General features: G+C 66.5%; 15 protein-coding genes. 5 read left to right on the forward strand and 10 right to left on the reverse strand.

Features of this window, described 5'->3' with window-relative positions; all coding sequences use genetic code 11:
• Window positions 1-115: 115 nt before the first annotated feature.
• Window positions 116-1,639, forward strand: coding sequence for a xanthine dehydrogenase small subunit (xdhA, locus tag ABE85_RS15565; protein WP_067276389.1), 1,524 nt, complete (start codon window positions 116-118; stop codon window positions 1,637-1,639).
• A complete protein-coding gene (gene xdhB / locus ABE85_RS15570; protein WP_067276391.1) occupies window positions 1,636-4,047 on the forward strand; it encodes a xanthine dehydrogenase molybdopterin binding subunit in 2,412 nt (803 codons plus the stop codon). The genes xdhA and xdhB overlap by 4 nt, the downstream gene beginning before the upstream one ends.
• A gap of 799 nt (window positions 4,048-4,846) precedes the next feature.
• On the opposite strand, the gene ABE85_RS15575 is transcribed toward xdhB, so the two are convergent.
• The 7 genes from ABE85_RS15575 to ABE85_RS15585 form a co-directional block, all read right to left on the reverse strand.
• Window positions 4,847-5,251, reverse strand: a complete 405-nt coding sequence (locus ABE85_RS15575; RefSeq protein WP_082938649.1) for a DUF4288 domain-containing protein — start codon at window positions 5,249-5,251, stop codon at window positions 4,847-4,849.
• Window positions 5,252-5,419: 168 nt separating this feature from the next.
• On the reverse strand, window positions 5,420-5,773 hold the full coding sequence (locus tag ABE85_RS26990) for a tetratricopeptide repeat protein (RefSeq protein WP_157522478.1): 354 nt from the start codon (window positions 5,771-5,773) through the stop codon (window positions 5,420-5,422).
• 124 nt (window positions 5,774-5,897) lie between these two features.
• Complete coding sequence (locus ABE85_RS27630) at window positions 5,898-6,284, reverse strand: hypothetical protein (protein WP_157522481.1); 387 nt, start codon at window positions 6,282-6,284, stop codon at window positions 5,898-5,900.
• A gap of 589 nt (window positions 6,285-6,873) precedes the next feature.
• Complete coding sequence (locus tag ABE85_RS27635; protein WP_157522484.1) at window positions 6,874-7,149, reverse strand: hypothetical protein; 276 nt, start codon at window positions 7,147-7,149, stop codon at window positions 6,874-6,876.
• Window positions 7,146-7,445, reverse strand: a complete 300-nt coding sequence (locus ABE85_RS27640; protein WP_157522487.1) for a hypothetical protein — start codon at window positions 7,443-7,445, stop codon at window positions 7,146-7,148. The genes ABE85_RS27635 and ABE85_RS27640 overlap by 4 nt, the downstream gene beginning before the upstream one ends.
• Before the next feature lie 11 nt (window positions 7,446-7,456).
• The gene (locus ABE85_RS15580; protein ID WP_067276394.1) at window positions 7,457-11,473 is read right to left on the reverse strand and encodes an RHS repeat-associated core domain-containing protein; all 4,017 of its coding nucleotides are present in this window, start codon (window positions 11,471-11,473) and stop codon (window positions 7,457-7,459) included.
• A gap of 178 nt (window positions 11,474-11,651) precedes the next feature.
• A complete protein-coding gene (locus tag ABE85_RS15585; protein ID WP_067276397.1) occupies window positions 11,652-12,629 on the reverse strand; it encodes an SLAC1 anion channel family protein in 978 nt (325 codons plus the stop codon).
• Between the two features lie 217 nt (window positions 12,630-12,846).
• On the opposite strand from ABE85_RS15585, the gene ABE85_RS15590 reads away from it, so the two are divergent.
• Window positions 12,847-13,797 (forward strand): GlxA family transcriptional regulator, encoded by a 951-nt coding sequence (locus tag ABE85_RS15590; protein ID WP_067276399.1) that lies wholly within the window; start codon window positions 12,847-12,849, stop codon window positions 13,795-13,797.
• 129 nt (window positions 13,798-13,926) lie between these two features.
• On the forward strand, window positions 13,927-15,195 hold the full coding sequence (locus ABE85_RS15595; RefSeq protein ID WP_067276403.1) for a hypothetical protein: 1,269 nt from the start codon (window positions 13,927-13,929) through the stop codon (window positions 15,193-15,195).
• A 48-nt stretch (window positions 15,196-15,243) separates the two neighbouring features.
• Here ABE85_RS15595 and ABE85_RS15600 read toward each other — a convergent pair whose 3' ends face one another.
• Window positions 15,244-17,850: a DUF2339 domain-containing protein gene (locus tag ABE85_RS15600; RefSeq protein ID WP_067276406.1), complete on the reverse strand. Its 2,607-nt coding sequence runs from the start codon at window positions 17,848-17,850 to the stop codon at window positions 15,244-15,246.
• Between the two features lie 248 nt (window positions 17,851-18,098).
• Window positions 18,099-20,114 (reverse strand): peptidase inhibitor family I36 protein, encoded by a 2,016-nt coding sequence (locus ABE85_RS15605; protein WP_067276407.1) that lies wholly within the window; start codon window positions 20,112-20,114, stop codon window positions 18,099-18,101.
• Between the two features lie 321 nt (window positions 20,115-20,435).
• Between ABE85_RS15605 and ABE85_RS15610 the strand changes: the two genes are divergently transcribed.
• The gene (locus ABE85_RS15610; protein ID WP_067276409.1) at window positions 20,436-21,848 is read left to right on the forward strand and encodes a carbohydrate-binding protein; all 1,413 of its coding nucleotides are present in this window, start codon (window positions 20,436-20,438) and stop codon (window positions 21,846-21,848) included.
• Window positions 21,849-21,956: 108 nt separating this feature from the next.
• Here ABE85_RS15610 and ABE85_RS15615 read toward each other — a convergent pair whose 3' ends face one another.
• The gene (locus tag ABE85_RS15615; RefSeq protein ID WP_067276411.1) at window positions 21,957-22,307 is read right to left on the reverse strand and encodes a GFA family protein; all 351 of its coding nucleotides are present in this window, start codon (window positions 22,305-22,307) and stop codon (window positions 21,957-21,959) included.
• Window positions 22,308-22,401 lie beyond the last annotated feature (94 nt).

Consider the following 22,401-nt stretch of genomic DNA (forward strand, 5'->3'; position numbering starts at 1 on the left):
CACTGGCTTCCCGCCCGTTTCTCGCCCTTTCATCGCCCTTTCATCGCCCGGTCCTCGCCCGTTTCTTGCTTGCCAGACAGCGTCCTTTCCGGCGCGCCCAGCCTCGCTTCCGTCCATGACCTCTCCCCGTCCGATCCGCTTCTTCCACCAGGGACAGCTGCAGTCCGTCTCCGGTCTGCCGCCGACGACCACGGTGCTGCAGTACCTGCGCGAGCACGCCCGCTGCGCCGGGACCAAGGAAGGCTGCGCCGAAGGCGACTGCGGCGCCTGCACGGTGCTGGTGGGCGAACTCGATGCCGACGGCAAGGCCGTCGACCTGCGCAACGTCAACGCGTGCATCCAGTTCCTGCCGATGCTCGACGGCAAGGCGCTGCTGACGGTCGAGGACCTGGGCGGCAGCACCGACCTGAACCCGGTCCAGCAGGCGCTGGTCGACTGCCACGGCTCGCAATGCGGGTTCTGCACGCCCGGCTTCGCCATGACGATGCAGGCGATCTATGAGCGGCACCAAGCCTGCGGCACGCGACCGGACCGTCAGGCGCTCGCGGACGACCTGTCGGGCAACCTGTGCCGCTGCACCGGCTACCGGCCCATCCTGGACGCGGGCGAGCGCATGTTCGACGCACCCGCGCGCACCATCGCCCACGCGCCCATCGTCGACGCGCTGCGCGTGCTGGCCGAGGATCCACCGCTTCATTACGAGGCGCTTTCGCGCGCCGGCTCGCCGCAGCGCGCCTTCGCGCCGCGCTCGATCGACGAGTTCGCCGCGCTGCGCGAATCGATGCCGCAGGCGCGGATCGTCGCGGGCGCGACGGACGTCGGCCTCTGGGTCAACAAGCAGCAGCGCGAGCTCGGCGATGTGATCCTCACGGGACGCGTCGAAGGGCTCCGGCGCATCGACACGGTAACGGCGCAGGAAGGCACGACGCTGCGCATCGGCGCAGCGGTGACGCTGGAAGACGCCTGGTCCGCGCTGACCGCGCATGTGCCCGCCCTGCGCGAGCTCTGGCTGCGCTTCGCTTCGCCGCCGGTGCGGCACGCCGGCACGCTGGGCGGCAACATCGCCAACGGCTCGCCGATCGGGGATGGTGCGCCGGCGCTGATCGCGCTGGGCGCGCGCATCGTGCTGCGACGCGGCGCGACGCAGCGCACGCTGCCGCTCGACGCCTTCTATCTCGACTACATGAAGAACGCGCTCGAACCGGGTGAGTTCGTCGAGGCGATCGAGGTCCCCACCCCGCCGCCCGGCACGCGGCTGCGCGGCTACAAGCTCGCGAAGCGCTACGACAGCGACATCTCCGCCGTCTGCGCAGTGCTGAGCCTGCGACTCGAAGACGGCGTCGTGCGCGATGCCCGCTTCGCGTTCGGCGGCATGGCCGCGATCGTCAAGCGCGCGGCGAAGGCCGAGGCCGCGGTGAACGGCCGCGCCTGGGACGAGGCCGCCTCCATCGCCGCGGCCGCGGCGCTGCGCGAGGACTTCAAGCCGATGACCGACCTGCGCGCGAGCGCGAGCTACCGCGAGCGCACCGCCGCGAACCTGATCCGCCGCTTCTGGCTGGAGACCCGCGCCAACGCGCCGATCTCTGCCGAATCGACCAGCGTCTGGCAGGCCGTCAACCTGCAGCGGAGCGTCGCATGAACAAGCCGTCGGAACTCCCGGTCGGCTTCAGCGTCGACGCGCCGATCGATGCACCCCCGGCGGCGTTGCAGCCGCAGGTCGGCGTCAGCCGTGCTCATGAGTCCTCGCACCTGCACGTCAGCGGCGAGGCGACCTACATCGACGACATCGCCGAGGCTCAAGGAACGCTGCATGCGGCGCTGGGCCTGTCGCCCGTGGCGCACGGGACGCTCGTGTCCATCGACCTTGAACTGCTGCGCCGCCAGCCCGGCGTCGTGGCCGTACTGACCGCCGCCGACATCCCGGCCGAGAACAACTGCGGCCCCCTGCTCCACGACGATCCCATCCTCGCCGACGGCGAGCTGCGCTACGTCGGCCAGCCGGTCTACGCCGTGATCGCGACCGATCGGGAACTCGCACGCCGCGCCGCGGCGATGGCGAAGCAGGCCGTCGTCAGCACGCCGCTGCCGGCGGTGCTGACCGCCCGCGAAGCCCATGCCATCGGGCAATACGTCATTCCGCCCATGCACCTGGCGCGCGGTGACGCGCCCTCCGCGCTCGCCGCCGCACCGCACCGGCTGGACGGCGAATGGGCCGTCGGCGGTCAGGAGCAGTTCTACCTGGAAGGCCAGATCAGCTACGCGCTGCCGCAGGAAAACCAGTCGCTGCTGATCCACTGCTCGACGCAGCATCCCTCGGAGATGCAGCAGCTGGTCTCGCATGCGATGGGCTGGCAGTCGCACCAGGTCACGGTGCAGTGCCGCCGCATGGGCGGCGGCTTCGGCGGCAAGGAGTCGCAGTCGGCGCTCTTCGCCTGCGTGGCGGCGATCGCGGCCCACAAGCTGCGCCGGCCGGTCAAGCTGCGCGTCGACCGCGACGACGACTTCCTCGTCACCGGCCGCCGTCACGGCTTCGACTACCGCTGGTCGGTCGGCTTCGACGACGAGGGCCGCCTCCTCGCCGCCGAGATCGACCTGATTTCCAACTGCGGTCACAGCGCCGACCTCTCCGGCCCGGTGATGGCGCGCGCGCTGTGCCACTTCGACAACGCCTACTGGCTGCCGAACGTCTCCATGCACGGCTACGCCGCGAAGACGAACACGCAGAGCAACACCGCCTTCCGCGGCTTCGGCGGCCCGCAGGGCGCGCTGGCGATCGAGATGATCCTCGACGGCGTCGCGCGGCGCCTGGGCCTCGATCCGCTGACGGTGCGGCAGCGCAACTTCTATCGCGACGGCCAGGACGTCACGCCCTACGGACAGCGCGTCGAGGACAACCAGATCCAGCCGCTGACGGACCATCTGGTCGAGACCTCCGGCTACCACGCGCGACGCGCGGAGATCACCGCCTTCAACGCGGCCAACCCGGTGCTCAAGCGCGGCCTGGCGCTCACGCCGGTGAAGTTCGGCATCTCGTTCAACGTCGTCCACCTGAACCAGGCGGGCGCGCTGGTGCATGTCTACACGGACGGCTCGGTGCTGGTGAACCACGGCGGCACGGAGATGGGCCAGGGGCTCAACACCAAGGTCGCGCAGGTGGTGGCGCACGAGCTGGGCGTGCCCGCCTCGCAGGTGCGCGCGAGCGCCACCGACACGAGCAAGGTCGCCAACACCTCGGCGACGGCAGCGTCCACCGGCTCGGACCTCAACGGGAAGGCCGCGCAGGATGCGGCGCGCAAGATCAAGCAGCGCCTGATGCCGCTGGCGGCGCGGCTGCTCGGCTGCGAGGAGGCGGCGCTCGTCTTCGACGGCGGCGAGGTCCGCGTCGACGGACGGGCAGATGGCAACGGCGACGGCCATCGCGAGGGCCTCGACGGTCCGAAGGCGATCGGCTTCAAGGAGCTGGTCGCCAAGGCCTACCTGGAGCGCATCCAGCTGTGGAGCGACGGCTTCTACGCGACGCCGGGCCTGCACTGGGACCGCGCGAAGCTGCAGGGCCGCCCGTTCTACTACTACGCCTTCGGCGCGGCGGTGGCGGAGGTCCTGATCGACACGCTGACCGGTGAGACCCGCGTGCTGCGCGCCGACGTGCTGCACGACGTCGGCAAGTCGCTGAATCCGGCGCTGGACATCGGCCAGGTCGAAGGCGCCTTCGTGCAGGGCCAGGGCTGGCTGACGAGCGAGGAGCTCGTGTGGCATCCGCAGTCGGGGCTGCTGCTGACGCACGCGCCCAGCACCTACAAGATCCCGACGGCCAACGACATGCCGCAGGACTTCCGCGTCGCGCTCTACGACGCGCCGAACGCGGCGGACAGCATCCACCGCTCCAAGGCCGTCGGCGAGCCGCCGCTGCTGCTGCCGTTCTCGGTGCTGCTCGCGATCAAGGACGCGGTCGCGGCCTGCGGACCGGAGCGCTGCGATCCGCCGCTGCGCGCGCCGGCGACGCCGGAGGCGGTGTTGGACGCGGTGGAGGCGGTGCAGCGCGGCTGAACGGGCGGTCTCAATATCGAAGAGCGCGCAAGACGTGCTCCGCGTGTTTGAACCCTTTGTCGGCACGAGGTTTCCGAAACGATAGCTCTGTCCGAGGCGCCACTGAGCCTCCAGATCACCGCCGTCAGCCAACTCCTCGAATGGAGAGCCACCGTCTGCTGCGTTCCGCGCCGCGCGGCATCCCTTCGTTTCCGGCGCACCAGAGCGCCATCATGAAGCAGGCAATGGCCTCCCCGGTCTCCGCGCACGCCTCCAACAAGCCAACGCCAGCAACTCGTCGTCCGAGTCATAGGCCGCCATTGCCTTCAAGAACCCGGAGGACCGTGTCATGAGTCGCTCAATTGAGCGGACGCGCTACGCCCTGCACCGCACTCTGAAACCAGTTCAGCCGAAATCCTCTGCAATAGTGGATTCAATACTATTCGAACATCTTCGGGCTCAGAAGAACCCTTGCCAAAAGCAGTGATTCGAAGTCCGGACGCGGTATCGCGTTCGATTCGGCCAGACAGCGCTCCGCGCTCTGTCCCCAACGGAATGACGAAGTCGACGATGTCCGTTTTCTCGAAATACCTGTCAATTTTTTCAATCGGGACTTTGGTTAGAGCCACGCGTGCGCATTGAGGGTAAGAAACCACGGACACCTCGACATGAAGTTCGCGACTCCACAAAACATCGCCGCAACCGGCAACTGCTACTGCACTTCCCAGAATGAGCAGGGCACGGCCTATAGCTTGCACTTCATCTCCCGTCGCAAGGTCGCCGCGGCTTCCGGCAATCACTCCCGTACCTATACGAATGCCTACTCTCGATACAAGACATTTATCATGTCACCATTCGCCAGAGAGCAAACCTCTTCAAACGTATCAACCTCATATACAGAATATGTAACTTCCCGCCCGCTGAGATTTATCGCAGAGATAGTCTCAGGATTAATTTCAACCTCGATGATCTTGCGAATCCCCGCGAATAGATAGGCCGCCTTTTGCTCATTCAATTCCAGATGCCCATCTTTACTGGGATCCTCACAAGACTGGCCGATTTTCCGGGCAATCGAATCCGCCTCATCTGCGTTGTTCGCTTCGACAAGATGGACATTCTCGTGGATCAGGAATGACTCCTGAGGGGCGTCTATCAACTTAAAGTACATGATTACGTGAGCGCAGAACCACATATCAATCCTCCGCGAGCAGGTCTCAGCCAACATTGAGTATCAAATAAACTTGTCAGCCAGCCGTGCCTTACCTTGATCGACGAGTCGTCGCATACCAAGCCAATCAGCGAGCAAGGGCTCCTCGCACCCAGGGACATCGGCGGAAAAGGAATAGCCGATCGGATTGATGCCTCCATATCTCCGCCAAACGGGGTTACGAAATCACGAGGTATTTCGATCGTCCATCTGAGCATTCAGCGCATCTTCGTCCCCCAAATCGCGAGCGCGCTGCAACCAGTAGCGGGCCCCTCTCATATTTCCTCTTGTGCGGTAAAGCACGAAGAGGTTATATGCCGCCTGCGTTAGCCCCTTACTTGCAGCGAGCCTGTAGTAGTGAACTGCAAGCTTGACGTCCACGGGCACACCCTCGCCCAGGTCATACATGTTCGCGAGATTGACTTGAGCTTCCGCATTGCCGTACCGGGCGGCGATTGAGAAGTTTCTTGCAGCGGCCTTGAAACGACCACGGGCATAGTCATCACAGCCGATTTCCAAATGACGTCGATCCAGTTTCATTTCGGCGCTGCTCGCGATCAAGACCTTGAAATCCGCCCCGTTGCCCCCGGAGGGTGAAAAACTTGCGCGCGGTTTTTCAAGCGCTGAACCCGGCGCTGGACATCGGCGAGGTGGAACGCAGGAGTTATGGCGCACCGCACTTCTCTTGAAGACCGGAGGCGATAAGTTTCAATATAGGATCCAGCTGCGATTTAACCTCTTCAGGCTCCGATAAACCCTTGCTAAATGCGAGAACTTTGAGCCCAAGTTCACCGTCCCTTTGAATGCGACCGGCAACTGGTCGATGCCCACCTCGTACCGGAATTGAAAAATCGATGATCTGCGGGTCACCAAGGAAATCAGAGACTCCTTCGACGGGCTCGCCCGCCAAGGCAATACGAGCACATTGCGGATAATTCTTGGTGGATACTTTCACGTGATTTTCGTGGAGCCATAGAATGTCGTCACACCCGGCAACAACGGCAGTAAAGAAAATGATACCCAATACTCTGCCAATGGCTTTTCGGCTCATTATATCGGTCTCGCAGCCATACCAAGATTTAAACTCAATGGGGGCGCAATCCATCCAGAAGAGTACTTGGACCCGTGGCCATAGGAGCGTCGGAAAAACCAGCATTCCTCACTGGCCGATTCCCCGGGCAATCGAATCCGCCTCATCCGCGCTTTTCGCATCAACAAGATAGACATTCTCATGCACCAAGAATGAATCTTGAGCGGCGTCAATCAATTTGAAGTACATAATAGCGTGAGCGCAGAGCCACATATCAATCCTCCGCGAGCGCGCTGCAGCCGATTGCCAGCACCGAATGATACCAGTCAGCCACCGTACCTTACATGTACCAAATGGGACTACGAAATCATGGGGTATTTCGATAACTGAGCATGGAGCGCGGACACTCTAGCCAATCAAAATAATTTTTTCAGCGGCCACTCCCAGATCCAGCCAAACCTTTCACCGGACGCACTGCACCGCACGCCGAGACCAACTCGGCCGAAATCTTCTGCAGAATCGGCTCCAATATTATCCGAACATTTTCAGGTTCAGAAGAGCCATTACCAAACGCAGTGATTCCAAGTCCGGAAGATGTATCGCGCTGAATTCAACCGGTCAACATTTCAGCAGTTGCACCCAGCGGAATCACAAAGTCCACAATATCGGTCTTCTCAAAGTACTTATCAATTTTTTCAATTGGGACTTTGGCAAGAGCCACGCGCGCGCACTGAGGGTAAGAATCAACCGACACTTCGACATGAAGTTCGCGACTCCACAAGACATCCCCGCAACCGGCAAGGGCTATGCTGACACCCAGCATGAGCACGGCGCGGCCAATTGTTTTGTTCTGACCACAACGGGAGAAGTCACGAGGACTCGTCAAGGAGCAGCCGTTGCTCGAAGCTTCAGAAACTGGCTCAGTACTGCCCAGTGAACAAACCCCGCCGGCACGATCAGTAGTGCCATGACTCCCGCGAAAGGCCATTCTGCAAAGGCATCTACCGTCTTGATCGCAGCGGCAAGCAGAATCAGAGGAATGAGTCCGACAACGCACTCAATGACGCTCAACAGACGCAGATCACTTGATAACTCAGTGCCGCACGCAGGGCATTGAAAATTGGGTCTAAAAAAGGCGATGACCGGATTGGCACCGCAATGTGGGCAGGTAGGGCGATTCATCTGGACAGCTCCTATTGTTTGCACACCATCGAGCAAATGGACATCCTGCCCGCAGTCGCGGCCACGCCACCGACGAGCCCGCCCCCGAGAGCCATGTTGCAGGCAGCGACCGGAGCGGCAGACGATATATTGCAGACGAGTTGGCATTGACCACTATCAACTTGCAATTGCGTACGATTATCCTGTGGGGCAGGTAGTAGCCCCGCAGCGCATTCTGCAGTCGCGCACTTCGACGTATCCGGCGAGGCCCACATCTTGTTCCACCACTCCGGCTTTGGCGACAGGCCGTCCGGATCGCTCAGGTTAAAAGCATTACCGCGCACATAAACATACGTGTTGATGCCGCCCGCCTGCCCGATCGGGTCACTCTGAATGTAGCGCCCCACCGACGCGTCGTAATACCTATTCCAGTTCTGCCACAGCCCCGTCTCCGCGTCGTAATACTGCCCCGGGAATCCGACATTCATCCCGCCGATGGCATCGACGACGACGCTGCGATCGAACGCCGCGTTGTTGGCCCGCCAGACCACGTTGCCTGATGAACCCGTCAGCACTTCAGGTCGGCCAAGGTGATCGTTGTGGCTCGCATAGAACTGGCCATCGCGCGAAATCCCCAGCAGTTGCCCAGCAGCCCAGAGGTAGATCGTCGTCTGCGGCCCGATCTCGGCGAGCAGCTCGCCGCCGGGCCCGTAGAAGTAGCGCGTCTGCCCCGCCGCACTGGTCTTCATGACCCGCTGGTTCAAGCCGTTGTTCAGGTACTGCCCGACCGTCGCGCCGTTGATCGTCGCGCTGTTGAGCCGGTTGAACGCGTCATAGCCGTACCCGCGACTCCCATCCCAACGCGACTCGCTGGAGAGGTTGCCCGCCGCGTCGTACGAGAAGTTCCGCCAGTTGGCCCCGCCCACGCTCATCAGGCGATTGCTGTCCGGCGCCAAGCCATAACTGGTGGACGTCCCCGCCCGAATGAGCAAGGTCCTGTTGTCGACGTTGTCCACCGCGATGGTCTGGTCGTCGCCGGATTTGCTGACCGACGTCAGCCGGTCATTGCCGTCGTAGCCGAACGCACTCGTCTGCGCCGGATACACCGAGTCGGTGATCTGCAGAACGTTGCTTCCGATATAGCCGTAGCCGAGGTTTTGCACGCCGGGGCTTTCCACGCGTTGCAGCAATCCATCGGCATCCCAGGTCTCCATTCGCGGCAGTCCGTTCCCGAATCGCCAGGCATAGGGGCGGTCTGTCGCCGGCTGATAGAGGAAGCTGCTCGCCACCGTCGACCACGGCACCGTCGGCGTGCCCAGCACCGCGCTCAGCCGTCCATACGCGTCGTACTGGTAGCTCACGCTCACGCCCGTCGGATACGTCATGCCCGTCACGCGACCGGCGTTGTCGTAGCTGTAGGAGGTCGAGTAGGTCTGCCCCGCAATCGTCACGGTCTGAGACGCCAACTGCCCGTCGGGGTTGTAGGCGAAGCTTGTCTGTCCCGACAGGTCGCTCATCTGCGTCAGATGGCCCTTGCCGTTGGCACCACCGTCATACGTGAACGATTCGACCTGCCCCCCCGACGAGCGGCTCGTCATGCGGCCGACGGCATCCCATCCGTAGGTCCAGACCTGCCCATCAGCGCGCGACTCGCTGGCGAGCCGTCCCGCGCTGTCGTAGGCGTAGCTCGTCACGCCCGTGTCGGGGCTGTTCAGCGACACGCGCTGGCCCAATCCGTTATAGCCGTAACGCGTCGTCAATCCGCGCGGATCCTGCACCGTCTGAAGGTTCCCTGCCGGGTCGTAGCCGAACTGCGTGATCCCCGAATCCGGCGCCGTGACGCGCGTGACACGGTCCATGGCGTCGTACGCCATGGACGTCGTGTGCCCCGAGCGTGTGCTCGTCAGCAGATTGCCGTTCTTGTCATAGCTGAAGGTCTGCCGCGCGTTGACGCCGTCGCTCCAGAGCGCCGTGACCGTGCGTCCGAGACTGTCGTACCGCGCCGCCGTGGCGAAGCTTCCCGTGCCGCCGACCACTGGCGTCCCGCCGCTGGACGCGGGGGTGTTGCGCGCGGAACTCATCGAACTCGACAGCGGCGGCACCGCCACGGCCGTGTGCACGTAATCGCCGCGCACGTTGCCGACGTCGGAAAGGCGCATGGACGCTGTGTACCGCCACCGCTGCGCCGAGCCGTCGGGATAGCTGGCATCCGTCATCAGCCGGTCGGCGTTGTAGGCATAGGTCGTCGTGCGGGCGACACCGTTGATCGTCGTCGTGGACGTGGTCACGTTGCTCTTCGCGTCGTAGACAAGGTCGGTCGCGACCCCATTGGCATCGACGACATGGGAGGGAAGGCCCCGGCCGTTGTAGCCCGAATAGCTCCACTGCCGCCCCACCGGGTCGGTGACCGACGTGAGGTTGCCTGAGCCGTCGAAGAGCCAGGTCGTTGTCGCGTTCCCCCCCGGAAGCGCCTGCGTGACCGTCTTGCTCGTCAGCACGGCGGACGCGGCAAACGTGTAGCCGAAGGTGGTCGTTCGCGTTCCGCCGTTGACCAGGTCCGTGGTCACGATCGATTGCACGTTGTTGAGCGCGTTGCCCGTCGTGAAGTAGGTGTAGTCGATCCGGTACAGCGACGCGCCGTTCGCATCCTTGAAGAGCGAGCTCGCGAGCAGGTCGCCGTTCCAGGTGTTGACCTGCGTGCTCGCCGAGCTGGTTCCGACCGCCGTCGTGAGCTGCAGCAGCTTGCCTGCGGCGTCGTAGCTGTAATCGTCCTTGTTGCCGTTCCAGTCGAGCGTGTAGTCCGTCCAGCCGTTGGCGTCGTAGGCCGTGGTCGCGGAGGCGGCCGGGCAGGACGAGGTCGGCTGGCGCGAGACCGACGTCAGCTTCTTCCCGCCCTGCAGCGACGCGAAGGTGTAGACCGTGGCCTGCCCGCGCGCGTCGGTGACCGTCGTGGTGTCGGTGCCATAGGTGAAGCCGTCCCGCTCCTCGTCACCGCTCAGCCCGCTGAACTGCACGCGCTTGTCCGCGTAGTAGCCGTAGGTGCTGTAGCGCACGCCGTTGATGGCGATGCCGGTCAGCAGCTTGGCATCGATCGCACCCGCCTCGTAGAAGTAGGTCCGGACGTCGGGCGCCCCGCTGGGCGCGGTGACCGTCGCCAACATGCCCTGCGCGTTGTAGCCGTAGGTCCAGATGTTGCCGTCCTGGTCCTTGGCCTGCGTCACCGCGCTGGCGGCGTTGTAGGTGAAATCGATGTAATGGCCGGCGGCATTGGCGATGCGCGACGGCGACGTCGAGCCCGCGAACGGGTAGGTGTAGGTCACCAGCGGCGAGCTGCCGCGGCTGGTGATGCTGCGGATCGTGTAGGTGTTGTTGTAGAAGAGCGTGAGCCCGTCCATGTTGAGCGCGAAGGACCAGTCGCGCGGCACGATCGTGAGCTTGCCCAGCGCCGACGAGCCGCTCACGTGATAGACCATGTTGTTGGTCGGATCCGGCGTGAATGTGTAGCTCGCGCCGTCGGGTTTCGTGAAGCGGATGGAGCTCGGGACACACTTGCCCGGGTAGTCGGCGTTCGTGTTGCAGGCGCCCAGCGGCGTCAACGGCGCGTAGTCATAGCTCGACGTCCACTTCGGACCGAACATGCCCGGCGTGCTGGAGAAGCTGCGATAGGTGCGACTCAGCCCCAAGCCATAGGCGCCATTGGCGACGATGTCCTGCTCGACCTTGAACTTCTCGCCCGTGGCGATCATCACCGGGTGAGCAGTCTGCGGCGTGATGCACGGATCGTCCGTGCCTCCGTTCGTGCCCGGCGGATTCGCCTTGTTGTCCTTGAGCGGAGAGCCGGCCTCACCGCCGAGCGGTGGGGCGTTCTGAATCAACCCTTGATCGACCGAGATGTACTTGATGTAGCCGATCGACTTCCAGTTGTTGACACTCGGCGGCAAGGTGACCTTGTTCTGGCCATCGTCCAGCCTGGGGTGCGGGTCGCCGTCGTCATTGGCGGCGCAAGCAACGCCGTGCAGCCCTGCCGCCAGCAAGACGACCAGTCCCATCGCTGATTTCACGCGCTCTCCCTGATGCGCATTTTTGTGCGGGAGACGCTATCAGCGGGCTTTCGGTCACTCCTCCTGGGATACCCGCAAGACCTGGCACGGGACGTTCAACCATCGCTCGGGCGTTAACGACGCCTTCATCCGTCCGCGTGTCCAGCGATCCATCCGTCGGGTCCGTTCATCTGAACAGCTGTCCGTTCAGCACGATCGCGACAGTCCGCACGAACAGCACCGCCAGCGCCACGCTCAACACGCCGAGCAGCACGACCGCCAGCGTCTGCAGCGGCAGGCCGCCCGCGTGATGTGCGTACTTCAGCGCCGCGCTCGCCAGCGCCGCCATCGGGAAGCTGATGCCCCACCAGGCCGGCGAGAACGCGATGCACGGGCGGAACACCTTGGGCGCGATCACCAGGAACAGGAACAGCCCGAAGTAGAAGAGCACCGCGGCGAAGCGGTCGACGCCGACGATGTTGGTGTACGCGAGGAAGCCCACCGCGAACGGCGCGACCAGCATCATCAGCGAGGGCGTCACGCCCGGCGCCATCGGTTCGCGGTGGACGAGGCGGCTCACAATCATCACGAACAGCACCGGCGCCAGCATGGCGCCGAGCGCGCCGGCGATCAGGGTCACCTCCGGCGCCCAGGGCATGGTCATGTCGCGGCCCGTGACCGCGATGTCGAGCGTCGCCACGCCGGAGAGCAGCCACGCGGGCATCACGAGCGCGGACTCCAGCTGCCCCTTCAGCAGCCGCGAGACCGCGATGAACGCGAGCGCGAACGCGCCCAGCGCGCCGATGGTCCACAGCGCCTGCGCCGTCGATGCGCTGTAAGGATCGATCAGCGAGGACAGCAGCAGCAGCGAGATCGCGATCGTGCCGAAGAAGTTGCCGCCCACCGGGTGGTGGAACTCCGCGCGCACGGCCTCGGGATGTTTCGCCAGCTTGACGAGATAGCCGACGGCCATCAGCAGGAACACGACGACCGCGAGCGCGCCGACCGCTTCGCCGATGAAGGCGGGGACGTCGAGGTCGCGATGCGCGAGACGCCAGGCCAGCGCGAGTCCGGACAGCCCCATCACGGACGCGAAGAGATTCACCGGCAGATGGCGGATCGAGGCGCCGGCGTGCGAGGACGACACCGGGTGTCCGGCCTTCATGGAAACCGATGGAGCGCTCAACGGAGAACTCGACGGAGAAATCGACGGAGAACTCGACGGAGACAAGGGTGACGAGGCGTGCATGGCTGTGTCCTGGGCGGGTCCGGTGGCGGGCTGGTTGGCTGGATTTGCGTGTGTCGTTATTTTCTGCCAAGCTCCCCGGAGCCTGCCCCTCCACGGCACGGCGTTTCCTGCCAATCACCGGGCATTCACCGCCATGCGCATCGCCATCCTCGCCTTCCCCCGTTTCCAGCTGCTCGACGTGGCCGGACCCGCCGATGTCTTCGCGGAGGCGTCCCAGCAGCTCGGCGACGCCAAGGCCTATCAGGTGAGCGTGATCAGCACGACGGCGGGTCTGCTCAGCAGCAGCAGCGGTCTGCGCATGGCGGTCGACTCGACGGTGGCCACGCATCGCGGGCGCATCGACACGCTGCTCGTCGCGGGCAGCCCTCGGCGCGCGGACATGGCCGTCGATGACGACCTGCGGCGCTGGCTGCAACGCCAGGCCCGCACGGCGCGCCGCTACGGCTCGGTCTGCACCGGCGCCTTCGCGCTGGCCTCGGCCGGACTGCTGGACGGCAAGCGCGTGGCGACGCACTGGAACTCGACCGACCGCCTCGCGGCCGACTACCCCGACGCCTGCGTCGAACCCGATGCGATCTACGTGAAGGACGGCCAGCTCTTCACGTCGGCGGGCGTCACCGCGGGCATGGACCTGGCGCTCGCGATGGTCGAGGACGACCACGGGCGCGAGCTCGCGTTGCGTGTCGCGCGCCAGTTGGTGATGTTCCTGAAACGCCCCGGCGGGCAGAGCCAGTTCAGCGCCCACCTGGCCGCGCAGACGGCGGAGCGTTCCGACGTGAGCACGATCCAGGACTACGTGCTCGCCCACCTGCGCGCGGACCTCTCCATCCCGGCGCTCGCGCGCCGCGCGGGCATGAGCGAGCGCACCTTCGCCCGCGTGTTCCGCGGCGAGACGGGCACGACGCCGGCGGAGTTCGTCGAGAACGCGCGCATCGACGCCGCGCGCCGCATGGCGGAGGACTCCGACCTGCCGGCGAAGCGTCTGGCCGACGCGGTCGGCTACGCGAACGTGGACGGCTTCCGGCGCGCGTTCAGCCGGCGGCTAGGGCTCACGCTGGTCGAGTACCGGCGACGCTTTGCGTGACGCGATACGGGACTGCGGTGGAGCAGTCCGCTGCAGCCGCATGCGGAGAGGCATCCTCAAATCTGATGAGGACCACCCGTGTCCGACTGATTAGCATGGCCTGCCGTCGTTCAGCGGCAGGGAACTGGGATGACGGCCTCCTCCATGCTCCGCCGACATCGGCAGTCGCAGCCTCAGGCGAGCGGGGTGACGCTAGCCGACACACTCAGTGCGGCCGAAGCCGAGCTTGACAGGCAGCAACGCGCCGTCGGCTACGCAGGGAATCCGCTGCGGTTCACTCCGATGGCGCCGGCCATCTGGGTCGCGGTCGTCTGGGCCGCCGCAGTCGGGATGCTCTACGCCGTGGGCTACCTGGACGCCGACACGGATCCGAAGGGAACGGGCGGACTCGCCGAGCTGAAGGCCCTCATCGTGGACCCCCACGTGGACTACGCCGCCCGCCGGGCAGCGCTGGCGTTCAGCGGTGTGACGCTGGCCATCACGCTGGCCCTGTCGATCACCAGCGTTGTCTGGGCCGTCTCGGCCTTCCTGAAGAAGGCCAATCGCTTTCGTATTCCTGCACTGATCGTGGCCGTCCTGTTTCTCGCGCTGTCCATGGGGCTCTCATGGAAGGTTGCCGACGCGTGCCAACCATTCACCTCCGAGCTTGGCAAGCTGCTGCTTTCGCCGAAGAGCGCCAACACTGCTTCGTGGATGGCAGGTGCAGTGCCCTACGCCATGTTCTTCCTGGCCTGCACCGTCCCCAGCGTGCTCCTGGCCGGCGCCACGTTCGTTCTTCAGCCGATGTGGCTTCCCTCCGACAGGCTGAACAGCACGACGAAGGTACGGAAGTTTGCGGAGATTCAGGTCAAGATCCTCATTGCGCGGGTGCGCGAGCTGGACCAGATGCTCTACATCGGCGCGCTCGCGCTGGTGTTCGGCACCTTGCAGCTCTCCGCGGGCTTCTCCATCCCGTTGGCGAGCATGCCCAAGGCCGCGCCATTGAAGGCTCAGGCAGACCTGTGCAAATTGATGTCGCCCGCCGCATCGGCGCCCACGTTCTTCACCGCTGCGTCCGCCGTCGATGCGGACGCACGGAAGACAGACGCACGCTGCCGGGAGCTCCCCAGACAGTTCGCGCAAGTCGAGTCTGCCGACAGCCTTCGGGAACTCGCCCGCGGCATCACGCTGTGCTTTGGACTCGCCTTCAGCGCGCTGCTCGCCGCCGTCTACGTGCCGGCCCTGGTCGGACTCCGCCTGATGATCGAGGAGCGCTTGCCCTGCATCCCGAGCAAGGACGATGGCGAGACAACGAAAGCCATCGCCGAGGTCGACCCGTTGCACCGGGTGGCTGCGGTCGTGGCGACGCTGAGTCCTTTGTTTGCAGGGCTGCTCGCCAACACACTCGCCATCGGATGACGGCAGGCAAGCCGTCCGCGGACGCCGGCTCTCGCGTGGAGCCCCGTGCTACGCCTTGGCCGGCGGCTGCGGCGCCAGATACCCGGCCATCAGGAACAGCGCGCCCATGCCCAGCAGGCTGCCGACGATGCCCATCGGCGACAGCGCCAGGCTGCCCAGCGACAGCAGCAGCTTGACCGCCGAGCCGGCCAGCACGACCGCCGACACCTGCCAGGCCAGGCGGTGACCGCCGCGCGTGCTCAGGAACAGGAAGGCCACGCCGACGGCGGCCAGCGCCACCGGCAGCAGGTAGCTGCGCCAGGCGAGCTCGAACGCGTAGGGCGGCGAATCCGTGAGGCCACGCACGATCACGTAGCCCATCGCCACGCCCGCCGCCGAGGCGGCCACGCTGCGGACCTGCGCGGGCACGCCCTCGCCGAGCTTCCACCAGGTCGCCAGCGCGGCGTAGAACGCCGCCGCGGCCATCACCCATTCCACGCGGTTCGTGCCGACGTCGGTCCAGGTCGCGAGCACCAGCGGGATCGGAGATCCCAGCAATGCCGCGAACGCGACGCTATGGGGCGTGAGGTAGGACGCCTTGGCCGACGGCGCATCCACGCGCAGTCGCGTCAGCACGTGAGCGAACGCGGCGGTGCCCGCGACGGCCAGCAGGGCCACCAGCGTCCAGCTGTCGTCGAGGATGAAGGCCACGAGCGCCGGCAGCAGATGCGCCAGCCACAGCAGCGCCTTCGCGCGCTCGGCCTCGCCGGGACTGAGCGTGCGGCGCAGCGACCGCCACGCCACCACCGCGCCGAAGACCACCGGCGTCACCAGCGCGCCGAGCGCCAGCGCCATCGGCGCCTCCCGCGCCACGGTCAAGGTGAGCAGCCAGCCCAGCACCAGGGCTGCCGAGTAGATCGTCGGCACGAAGCGGACGGCCGGGCCCTTCGGGGCCCCGGCGTTCGTCGCGCTCGTCTCGCTCGTCGACGCTGCGGCTGGTCCCGACGCGGCCCACGACCGCACCATCCCATGCGCCAGCGTGGTCGCGCCGAGCATGATCAGCGTGAACACCGGCAGCAGGCGGAAGTCGAGCCCGGCATACCGGTACGAGAACGCCGCGGCAGCCGCGACGGTCACCGCCGCCGCGAGTGCGGCCTCCACCGCCCAGCCCTCGCGCTGCATGCGAAGGGACATGGCAAGACTTGCCACCAGCAGCAGGGCGACCGGCCACATCGCCGGCACGTCGATCACGGCGACCGCGCCCACCCCGTACAGCAAAGGCGCCACCACGCGGCGGACGATGGACTGCGCGCGCGTCGTCAGCATCAGGATGGCGCCTTCGGCGAACAGCCCGAAGCTCGCGACCGAGCGGGCCAGATCGCCCTGCACCAGGCCGGTCGCGACGCTCAGTGCGCTCAGCACCCACGCGGTCTCGCGCAGCGCCCGCTGGCGGAACACGCGCAGGCCGATGAAGGCGAGGACCGCCGCCATGACGAAGGCGACGACCAGGAAGGCGGTCGGCGCGAGCAGCCAGCTCTCCAGCGCGAGGAACACGACGGAGGTCGTCGAGAAGCAGGCGCTGAGGATGGGGATCTCGCGCGCCGGTGCGGACGACACGTCGCCGCGCGCCAGCTCGGCGGGGCTGTGGCGTTGCGCCCAGACCAGCGCCCAGCCCGCGAACTGGGCGACGTAGGCCAGCAGCAGCGCCTGCTGCTGCCAGGCGGGCAGCGCGGGTTCGAGGTTCGCGCCGGCGTAGGCCAGCGACGCCAGGCCCGTCGCGCAGACGTGGGCGTGGATGCCGATCTCCTGCCATCGGCGCGACAGGCTCACCCACAGCGCGAAGGCCGTGACGATGAGGCCGTAGCCGAGGTTGAAGAGCAGCCCGGCGTGACCGTACATGGCCAGCAGCGGCGCCGCGTACGCGCCCAGGAAGCCGACGCCGGCCAGGACCTTGGCGTCTTCCTTCAGCGCGCGATACACCAGCGCGCCGGAGATCGCGGTGAACAGCACCAGCGCGATCGTCGGCGAGATGACTTCGTAGCCCGACGCGCCGACGTAGGTCGCGAGGAAACCGATGGCTGCCGCCCCGCCCTGCACGACCTGACCCCACAGCCCGTTGCGCGCGCTCAGCCTGATGCCGGCGAATCCCAGCGCGGCCGCGGCGACCCAGCCCAACGACACCTTGGCCAGCGGCGACAGCAGATGGCCCCACTCGATGGAGCGGAACAGCACGACGAAGCCCAGCAGCAGCAGGACGATGCCGGCGACGGCGAAGAGGTTCTTGCGCAGCAGGTCGAAGAAGGCGACCTGCCACTGCGGAGGGGATGACGGAGTCGGCGCAACGCGCGGTACCGCTGGCGCGCGTGCGGTCGTCGGCGCGGGCACTGGCGCAGCAGGCGTGGCGGGCGTGACGGGTAGCGGCGCGGCAGGCAGCGGCGTGACGGGAACCGGAACCGGAACAGCGGCGGCGGGAAGCGGAGCAATCGGCTCGAGCGTTGCCGGCACCGGCTGTGGCTGTGGCTGCCGTGTCGCCTCGGCGGGCGCGTGCTGCGCCCGCACCGCGTCCTTCGCGGCGAGTTGCTCTTCCAGGAGCCGGACACGCCGCTTCACATTCGTGAGCTGCCACCACAGATAGCCCAGGGCGGCGAGCAGGCAGAAAGCTTCGAAGGAGTCCATGTCGCGCGCGGCCGGAGCAGGTCGGGAGAAGGACCGCAGTGTCTTTCAGGCGCGCGCCGCGTCAATGGACGAAAGTCCTGGGGTATCGCGTGGCGGTACCGGCCGGCTCAGGTCGGGACGCCGCTCGCCCCTCCGCCGGCCAGCGGCGCGCCCTTCGTCGCGGCCGGCCCCAACGACAACGGGGGACCGAGCCCTCAAGCCCGATCCCCCGTCCTGACTGTCAGCGCGCTATCGCGCGCTCAGTCGTTTCAACGCGTCGACTCAGTCCGCTGCGCGTTCAGGCCGTCCGACACGATGAACTCGAAGCGGCCGCCGGCCGGCAGTTCATGCGTGTCCAGCGTCGTCTCGCCGCCCTGCAGGTCCTGCGCCAGGTTCAGGCGGCGGGTGCCGTCCGTCCAGGTCACGCTCAGGAACGGCGTCGAGTCCGCATCCCAGCGCAGCGTCGCCTTGCCGCCGGCTTCCTTCACCGTCACCTGCGCGCGGCTGCCGCCGGTCGCCTGCGCCTTCACACGCGCCGAGCTCACGCGCGGCTGGGTCTGGGTCAGGACCACGCCGTCCTTCAGCACGCTGATGCTGGCGATGTTGTCGACCTTGGGCACGAACACGCTGAAGTGCTGGTTGTCGCCGTCATGGTCCAGCGCCTGGGCCGCGAAGGCCTGGTCCTGGATCTGGCCGCCGGTCGTCTGCACGCGCAGCACGTACGGGCCGGAGGCCGCGTCAGGCTTGGCGAACAGCGCCTTCACCGGGTTGACCTCGACCTGGCGGCCGTTGATGCTGCCGCTGACCAGCAGCACGTCCTGCGCCACCGCCTTGGCTTCCGCCGCCTGCGCCTTGACCGCGTCGGTCGGCGTCAGGAAGGTCTGCATGATGCGGTAGTTGTAGTCCGAGAACACCGTGCCGCCGCAGTAGCTCATGATGTCGTGGCGGTCGGTCGGGCGCGGGTCGTAGAACGAGTTCGTGTCCGACAGGTAGCTCCAGATGTAGCGGCCCGGCTTGCCCAGGTTGGCGTCCGGGTACGGGTACTTCGGATCCGGCGAACCGGCGCCGCCGCAGGCCGCGTGCGGCAGCGAGAAGTTGTGGCCGAGCTCGTGCGCGACGACGTCGCGCACCGTGTCCGGATTGCTCGGCATGTCGAAGCCGACCGCCGAGTTGCCCGGCACGTAGCCCAGACCCGCCAGGCCCCAGGTGCGCTTGGGGATGAAGCCGAAGTAGTAGTCGTGACGGGCCGCGCCCTCGATGCGGTGCAGGTCGGCCAGTTCGCCCAGGATCTTGCCGAAGGCGTCGCTCCACTGCGCGTCCGTGCTCGGCAGCGTGGTGACCTTGCCCGACACGAAGGCCGGGTGCGACTGCAGCGTGACCGTCGACACCGGGAACAGCGCGCGCAGATGCGCGGTCTGGTCCGTCGGCAGCTGGCCGGTGGTGCCGGCGATGCGCACCGGGATCGGCACGAAACGCATCGGCGTGCTGCCGCCGACGCGCGGCGTGAAGGTCTGCGCCGCGGCGCCGGCCACGGTGACCGTGACCTTCAGGCCGTTCTTCACCAGCTCGGCCGGCACGCTGACCGTGTAGGCGTCGTCGAAGGACTGCGTGTCCGAGACCGTCGTCGGCAGGCCGCGGCGCGGTGCCGCCAGCACCAGGTCGCGGCTGCTGCCGTCGACCGTGTTGTCGATGCGCACCAGGCCCGTCGGCGCGGCGGTGCCGGCCGGGGCGGTCACGTTGACCTTCAGCAGCGCCGGCTTGTTGGCGATCAGCACCAGCTGGTTGTCCGTGCTGCCGTAGAGCATGGATTGCGCGAACTGCACCGACGCCAGCGTCACGGCCGAAGCGACCACCTTGGTGACGCGCATCGACGAGACCGCGTCGTTCATGCTGACCGAGGTCAGGTTGGCGTTGTCCGCCGTCAGCGTCACCGAGCGGCCGCCGAAGTTGATGTCGGCGAAGAGCTCCACCTTGAAGCCCGCGGGCACGCGGATGGACGAGACGCGGTCGTTCCAGGTCGGTCCGATCCAGCTCGTCGTGGTGCTGCGGCACAGGCCGGCACCGGCGTAGTTGGCGTGCTCGTAGAAGCAGACCTGCGGATCCGCGGCGGCCGTGACGGCGCCGGCCGACGCCGTGCCGGCGCCGTTCTGCTGCGCGGCCGAGACCAGATTGCCCGCGCCATCGCTGCCGCCGCCGCAGCCGACGAGCACGCCGGCCAGGGCCAGCGACAGGGCCAGCGGATGCAGGCGGAGGGCGCCGCTCGGGCGCTGCGTGGTGATCATCATGGAAACCGTCCTTTAGACCTTTGGAGGTAGGCGGCGGATTATTTGGAGCGACCTGCGCACGACCTGCAACCGATCGCGCCGTTTCGTAAGCGGTCGCAAGCAGGTTTCCAGCCTTTTGCGCTTTACACGGCGGACACGGGCGCTCCCGGACGCCGGACGGCGCCACGCCTGGTTGCATTCGATACGGAAAGCGCGTCGCCGATTCGGGGACAGTGATGAAAGCGATTTCACGGAACCCCCACAAAATCGCCGCCGATCGACCCAGGCCGCGCGGATGTCGCGCTGCGCCAGGTCGATCCCACAACCCCAAGGGAGCTCGCGATGACACTGTCCCACTCGTTCCGCCGTCCTGTCCTCACCGGCCTGCTGGCCGCGCTCGCCCTGTGCGGCGTGGCGTCCAGCGCCCTCGCCCAGACCAAGGTGGTTGGCTACCTCCCGGGCTGGAAAGGCCTGCGCGCCGTCGCCGACCGCACCGACCTGACCAAGCTCACCCACGTGAACCTCGCCTTCGCGAATCCGTCGGGCAGCGGCGCCTTCCTGAGCAACGGCAATCCGGCCTGCATGGACGCCTCCGCCGCGGACATCCAGTACGTCGTGCAGAAGGCCCACGCGGCCGGCGCGAAGGTGCTGATCTCGGTGGCCGGCGGCGCGATCCCGGGCTGCTCCGGCAACTGGCAGACGCTGCTGCAGCCGGGCAACCGCGCGGCCACGGTCAACGGCCTGGCGCAGTTCGTCAACACCTTCGGCCTGGACGGCGCGGACATCGACATCGAAGGCGCCGTGCTGACCGCCATCGACCGCGCCGGCAACTACACGCCCTTCATCCAGGCGCTGCGCGCGGCCCTGCCCGGCAAGCTGATCACGGCGGCCACGGCGAGCTACGAGGGCGGGATGGTCCCGGTCTCCTCGATCCCGCACTTCGACTTCGTGACCATCATGTCCTACGACAACGTGGGACCGGGCTGGGGTCAGGTCGGCCAGGAGCACTCGTCCTACGCGATGGCGCAGAAGGACGTCGCGACCTGGCAGTCGCGCGGCCTGCCCAAGGAGAAGCTGGTGCTGGGCGTGCCGTTCTACGGCTACGGCTTCAACGGGTATGCGTCGGACTACGGCTTCAACGACATCCTCAACCAGTTCGGCGCGGCGGCGGCGCAGAAGGACCTGATCGGCACCCTGTGCGCGAGCTGCGGCTACATCACCTACAACGGCATCCCGACGATCAAGGCCAAGACGCGGCTGGCGCTGCAGCAGGGCGCGGGCGTGATGATCTGGGAGATGTCGCAGGACGCGGTCGGCGCCAACAGCCTGCTGGGCGCGATCCGCGCCGAGATCGGCGGCGGCACCACGCCTCCGCCCACGTCGAGCAAACTGATCGAGGCCGAGGCCTTCACCAACCAGAGCGGCGTGCAGACCGAAGCCTGCAGCGAAGGCGGCAGCAACGTCGGCTGGATCGACGCCGGCGATTGGATGGCCTACGCCAACGTCAACTTCCCGACCAGCGGCAGCTACCGCGTCGAGTACCGCGTCGCCAGCCCGAGCGGCGCGCGGCTGTCGCTGGACCTGAATGCGGGCAGCATCCAGCTCGGCCAGGTCACGATCCCGGCGACCGGCGGCTGGCAGAACTGGACGACGGTGTCGCACACGGTGAACGTGAACGCAGGCACCTACGCGCTCGGCGTCTACGCGCCGGCCGGCGGCTGGAACCTGAACTGGGTGCGCATCACGAAGCTGTGATGCTGCACTGACGGGCTGCGACGGCGATTCAGTACTTGCACCGCCGCTGGCCCTCACCCCTGCCCTCTCCCGCAAGCGGGAGAGGGCGTCATGCGAATCAGCGCGGCATCAGGCGTCCCGGCCGTTGTAGTGCGTCACCGGGACGCTCTCCAGCTCGATGCCTTCCAGGCAGCGGACGTTGATCGCCGCCATCGCGTTGCCCTTCGGGTCCGTGCCCTCGGCATACGGATGGATCCCGCACACCGCGCAGAAGCGGTGCTTGATCGCGTGCTTGTTGAACAGGTAGGTGCTGGCCGCCGCCTCGTCCGTCTTCAGCCGGAACTGGGCCCGAGGCACGAACCACAGCAGCGAGCCCTTGCGCTGGCACATCGAGCAGTTGCAGGCCATCGCGCCGTCGATCTCGCCGTCCACTTCATAGGCCACGCGTCCGCAGTGGCAGCTTCCCTGGTATGTCGTCATGCCGTCTCCGCGCCTGATGGAGTCTGGAAGCGATCCACCTTACCTCAAGCGCTGCCGGCAGCGGCATGTCACATCCCTGCCGGCTGCGTCGTCT

It is taken from the genome of Mitsuaria sp. 7 (assembly GCF_001653795.1).
Taxonomy (GTDB): domain Bacteria; phylum Pseudomonadota; class Gammaproteobacteria; order Burkholderiales; family Burkholderiaceae_C; genus Roseateles.

Bases quoted from the DNA above. Each gene is read 5' to 3' on its own strand.
- xdhA (WP_067276389.1), top strand. From the start codon at position 116: ATGACCTCTCCCCGTCCGATCCGCTTCTTCCACCAGGGACAGCTGCAG.
- xdhB (WP_067276391.1), top strand. From the start codon at position 1,636: ATGAACAAGCCGTCGGAACTCCCGGTCGGCTTCAGCGTCGACGCGCCG.
- ABE85_RS15575 (WP_082938649.1), bottom strand. From the start codon at position 5,251: ATGTTGGCTGAGACCTGCTCGCGGAGGATTGATATGTGGTTCTGCGCT.
- ABE85_RS26990 (WP_157522478.1), bottom strand. From the start codon at position 5,773: ATGAAACTGGATCGACGTCATTTGGAAATCGGCTGTGATGACTATGCC.
- ABE85_RS27630 (WP_157522481.1), bottom strand. From the start codon at position 6,284: ATGAGCCGAAAAGCCATTGGCAGAGTATTGGGTATCATTTTCTTTACT.
- ABE85_RS27640 (WP_157522487.1), bottom strand. From the start codon at position 7,445: ATGAATCGCCCTACCTGCCCACATTGCGGTGCCAATCCGGTCATCGCC.
- ABE85_RS15580 (WP_067276394.1), bottom strand. From the start codon at position 11,473: ATGGGACTGGTCGTCTTGCTGGCGGCAGGGCTGCACGGCGTTGCTTGC.
- ABE85_RS15585 (WP_067276397.1), bottom strand. From the start codon at position 12,629: ATGAAGGCCGGACACCCGGTGTCGTCCTCGCACGCCGGCGCCTCGATC.
- ABE85_RS15590 (WP_067276399.1), top strand. From the start codon at position 12,847: ATGCGCATCGCCATCCTCGCCTTCCCCCGTTTCCAGCTGCTCGACGTG.
- ABE85_RS15595 (WP_067276403.1), top strand. From the start codon at position 13,927: ATGACGGCCTCCTCCATGCTCCGCCGACATCGGCAGTCGCAGCCTCAG.
- ABE85_RS15600 (WP_067276406.1), bottom strand. From the start codon at position 17,850: ATGGACTCCTTCGAAGCTTTCTGCCTGCTCGCCGCCCTGGGCTATCTG.
- ABE85_RS15605 (WP_067276407.1), bottom strand. From the start codon at position 20,114: ATGATGATCACCACGCAGCGCCCGAGCGGCGCCCTCCGCCTGCATCCG.
- ABE85_RS15610 (WP_067276409.1), top strand. From the start codon at position 20,436: ATGACACTGTCCCACTCGTTCCGCCGTCCTGTCCTCACCGGCCTGCTG.
- ABE85_RS15615 (WP_067276411.1), bottom strand. From the start codon at position 22,307: ATGACGACATACCAGGGAAGCTGCCACTGCGGACGCGTGGCCTATGAA.